The 4,332-nt window shown below is 41.3% G+C and carries 4 protein-coding genes and 1 pseudogene; 2 read left to right on the top strand and 3 right to left on the bottom strand.

Annotated elements, in window-relative coordinates; translation table 11 throughout:
• The coding region (locus U0M88_RS09935) for an aconitate hydratase (protein ID WP_331869705.1) at positions 1-1,410 on the bottom strand (1,410 nt) is incomplete at its 3' end.
• A gap of 94 nt (positions 1,411-1,504) precedes the next feature.
• Here U0M88_RS09935 and U0M88_RS09930 point away from each other — a divergent pair.
• The gene (locus U0M88_RS09930) at positions 1,505-2,776 is read left to right on the top strand and encodes a citrate synthase (RefSeq protein WP_321036008.1); all 1,272 of its coding nucleotides are present in this window, start codon (positions 1,505-1,507) and stop codon (positions 2,774-2,776) included.
• Positions 2,777-3,793: an isocitrate/isopropylmalate dehydrogenase family protein gene (locus tag U0M88_RS09925; RefSeq protein ID WP_331869704.1), complete on the top strand. Its 1,017-nt coding sequence runs from the start codon at positions 2,777-2,779 to the stop codon at positions 3,791-3,793.
• On the opposite strand, the gene U0M88_RS09920 is transcribed toward U0M88_RS09925, so the two are convergent.
• Entirely contained in the window at positions 3,790-4,044 is a 255-nt protein-coding gene (locus U0M88_RS09920) for a hypothetical protein (RefSeq protein ID WP_022790642.1), read from the bottom strand. The two genes, U0M88_RS09925 and U0M88_RS09920, sit on opposite strands and share 4 nt — an antisense overlap.
• A 74-nt stretch (positions 4,045-4,118) precedes the next feature.
• Positions 4,119-4,332: pseudogene (locus U0M88_RS09915) on the bottom strand (neurofilament protein); the annotation flags it as partial.

Genomic DNA, 4,332 nt, shown 5'->3' with positions numbered 1-4,332 from the left:
TTTGATGACAACCTTTTTTTCAAGATGATCCGGCATCGGTGTATTGACCGGGATCGGTTTGATATTCGGCCCGCGTACGATTTCAACCGACTCCGGATCCTTGCTTGGTGCATAGATCAAAGAATCATCGATAATGACCGGTTCTTTTTCAAACTGATCCTCATATTCCAGCTTGGAAGGATCACTGATGACACCCTGGATGGCGCTGGCAGCCGCCACTTCCGGGGATACTAAATAAATACCGGCCGATAACGTACCGGATCGACCGTAAAAGTTACGATTGAAAGTACGTAGTGAGATTCCATCGCTCTTTGGACTTTGTCCCATACCGATACAAGGCCCGCAGGCACTCTCCAGAATACGTGCGCCGGCATGAATAAATGTGGCCAAAGCACCACTTTCGATCAGCTTCAATAAAACCTGACGAGAACCAGGTGATACGACTAACGAAACATTAGGAGCAATGGTTTTCCCTTTTAAAATGGCAGCAGCTTTCATCATATCCTCATAACCAGAGTTTGTACAAGAACCGATGGCTACCTGATCAACTTTCGTTCCTTCTAACTCCTGAATCGTTTTGATCGCATCCGGAGAATTCGGACAGGCTGCCAAGGGAACCAAAGTATCTAAATGGATTTCCACCACATCATCGTATGTGGCTCCCGGATCTGCCTTGAGTTCGACATAATCTTTTTCTCTTCCCTGACGCTTTAAGAATTCGCGTGTGATCTCATCGCTTGGAAAAATAGAAGTCGTGGCTCCTAATTCTGCGCCCATATTGGTAATCGTAGCTCTTTGATAGACACTTAAATGCTCCAGGGCATCTCCGGTATATTCAAAGATACGTCCGACACCACCTTTTACACTTAACTTGCGTAGCAGCTCCAAAATAATATCTTTACTGGAAACACCATGATTCAAACGCCCATGCAGACGAACCTCGACGATTTCAGGCATCGTTAATCGATAAGGTATTCCTGCCATTGCTTTGGCAACATCCAGACCACCGGCTCCAATTGCCAGACAGCCAATAGCGGAGCTGGTCGGTGTATGCGAATCACTTCCGATCAGTGTTTTGCCCGGTTTGGCAAAACGCTCTAAATGAACCTGGTGACAAATTCCATTTCCTGCCTTGGAAAAATAAATGCCATATTTACTGGCTACCGATTGCAGATAGGCATGATCATCGGCATTCATATAACCACTTTGCAGGGTATTGTGGTCAACATAACTGACCGAAAGTTCTGTCTTGACCTGCTTGACACCCATGGCCTCAAACTGCATATAAGCCATCGTTCCGGTCGCATCTTGTGTCAAAGTTTGATCGATCTTGATGGAAATCGGCTCTCCTTTGACCATCTTCCCAGAAACCAAATGCGTTTTTAATAGCTTTTGTGTTAGATTTTCCATAACATTCTCCTCATTTAGTGATTATTATAACAAATTATGAAAATAAATGAAAGAATATGCTATAATACATGAAAATAAATGAAAGGAATTGTATATGATCAATTTACAAGCACTGTATAAAGAATATGAAGACGACAATCATATTGATTCTTCTCTTTATGCCAAGTATCGAGTCAAGTCCGGTCTTCGTAATGAAAACGGAACCGGTGTCAAAGTCGGACTAACCAAGATCAGTGATGTTGTCGGTTACGAATACAGCAACGGAAACAAGATCCATATCGATGGTCGCCTGATCTATCGAGGGTATGATATCGATGATCTGGTTGCTATGCGAAAAGATACACCGTTCGGATTTGAACTTAGCGCCTTCCTGCTGATATTTGGAAAACTGCCTACCCATCGACAGCTTTTGGACTTTCATAAAGAACTGATTAAAATGGCCGATGCACACAATGTCGATATTCACTATCAGACATCCAATCTGCTCAATGCCATTCAAATTGAAGTTCTAAAGCTCTATGGGGAAGATGTAGATCCAGATTCCGATACATTGGAAGAAAGAATGTTAAAAGGAATGTATATCCTTGCCAGTATGCCTTTATTAATGTTGAGCCATTATAAAAAGGAAAAGATCACGCACTATCCTTTACCCGATAAAGGCATAGCGGAAAATGTACTATGTATCATCCGACAAAATACACATTACACACAAAAGGAAGCCTCTCTATTAGATATTCTTTTTATGTTACATGCCGATCACGGCGGTGGAAACAACTCCACTTTTACCAATGTGGTCATGTCCAGTACCGGTACCGATATCTACTCCTGTATCAGCGCCGCCTTAGGATCTTTAAAAGGCCCACGTCATGGTGGAGCTAACATAAAAACCAGTGCCATGTTTGATGCTATCTTTGATGAAATCGGCACGACGACCGATCAAAAGGTTCTTCGTAAGATCGCCAAAAGACTTCTAGACCATGATTTTTTTGACAATGCCGGGTTGATTTATGGAATCGGACATGCGATCTATACCAAGAGTGATCCTCGTTGTCAGGTTATCAAGAAAGCTTGTAAAGAATTGGCACAGGAAAAAGGAGAATTGGAAAAATACAACTGCTTATGTGCTTTTGAAAAAGCCGCTCTTTATCAAATGCGTAAACAAAAACATATTGAAACGTGTGCCAATGTCGATTTTTATTCCGGCTTTGCCTATTCCATGTTAGGAATCGATAAAGCCTTATACACTCCTTTATTTGGTATGGCCAGAACGGCCGGCTGGGTGGCCCATCACCTGGAAAATCGACAAAACAATCGAAAATTGATTCGTCCGGCAAATGTCTATGTCGGAAAAAGAAAGGAAGATTAGATGCAGACAATTACTGTTTTTAGAGGTGACGGAATCGGACCGGAAATCACCGATGCTATCTTGGAGATATTGGATGCCGCCGGCGCCCAACTGAATTACGAGATCTTTGATGTAGGAGAAGCCGTATATCAAAAAAACGGTGAATTTATCCCCCAAAACGGTCTTGATTCTTTTGACAAAACAAAGGTATTGTTGAAATCACCGATCACTACACCGATCGGCAAAGGATTTCGTTCTTTAAACGTGACACTTCGAAACAAATATGATCTATGGGCTAATATTCGCCCCGCCAAGTCCAACCCATGTCTGGATACCTTGTTTAAAGATATCAATATCGTCACATTCCGTGAAAACACCGAAGATCTTTATGTAGGAAAGGAAGAGGTCATCGACGATAACACCGTCATTGCCTATAAGATCATTACAAAAAAGGCAAGCAAACGTATCATCAAAGCTGCCTTTGAATACGCTATTACACACAACCGCAAAAAAGTAACCTGTGTGCATAAGGCCAATATTTTAAAAAAGACAGATGGTTTGTTCCTTTCTATTTTTGAGGAAATTGCCAAAGACTATCCACAAATCGAAGCCAATGCTTTGATTGTTGATAACACATGTATGCAGTTAGTCATGCACCCGCAACAATTCGATGTGATGGTCATGCCAAATCTTTATGGTGATATCATCAGTGATTTAACAAGTGGCTTGATCGGTGGCTTAGGCCTTCTACCAAGCTGTAATAAAGGAGATACACATGCCATGTATGAAGCCGTTCACGGCAGTGCGCCTGATATTGCCGGCAAAGGCATTGCCAATCCTACAGCCTTACTTTTAAGCAGCTGCATGATGTTAGAAGACCTCGGCCAACAAAAAACGGCTATTGCGATCCGAAAAGCCGTAGATAAAGTATTTGCCGATAAAACTTGTCTGACACCCGATTTAGGCGGAAATGCCAGCACAAAGCGGTTTGTACAATCAATCATAGATCACTTAAAAAAAGATGAAGGCAAAAATTAGTCTTCATCTTCTTCATCTTGCAGTATTTCATGCGATTTTAATGTCAGGATATACGTTGCTTCTTTTGGATATGCACTTTTTTCTTTTTGATCGGATAAGATTTCCAATTCACAAGGATAACCTAATGCCTCCAATTCATCCAAAAGTTTATCCTTTCCCATCTTCTTCGTGATGTTTCTTCCACAAGCACAATTGCCATACTGATCTAAACATTGTAAGACCCATTCCGGTATCTTAGTCTGTGCTGCCATTCCTTACACCTCTCTTAACATCTCGTATATGATACCAATTTTTTTCAAGAAATCAAGAAAAAAACTGAAGAAACTTAGTTCTCCAGTAATTGACGTATATTAGGATAATACGTATATCGATCATCGACAAACTGCAGGGCTTCATTGGCAATCGCTCTGGATTTTTCATAATCAATGTGTTCATAAGCCTTGGCATATCGATAATAGATGTAATCTTTGATTTGGTTTTCACGAAGAATGTAAGCATAGTTGGCATCGCCCAAACCATAATCACCATGTTCGATATAC

The organism is Faecalicoccus sp. (genome assembly GCF_036552745.1).
Classification (GTDB): domain Bacteria; phylum Bacillota_I; class Bacilli_A; order Erysipelotrichales; family Erysipelotrichaceae; genus Faecalicoccus.
This window is presented reverse-complemented; position numbering and strand designations above follow the sequence as displayed.

Excerpts from the sequence above, each read along its gene's own strand:
- U0M88_RS09930 (WP_321036008.1), top strand. The coding sequence starts at position 1,505 with ATGATCAATTTACAAGCACTGTATAAAGAATATGAAGACGACAATCAT.
- U0M88_RS09920 (WP_022790642.1), bottom strand. The coding sequence starts at position 4,044 with ATGGCAGCACAGACTAAGATACCGGAATGGGTCTTACAATGTTTAGAT.
- U0M88_RS09925 (WP_331869704.1), top strand. The coding sequence starts at position 2,777 with ATGCAGACAATTACTGTTTTTAGAGGTGACGGAATCGGACCGGAAATC.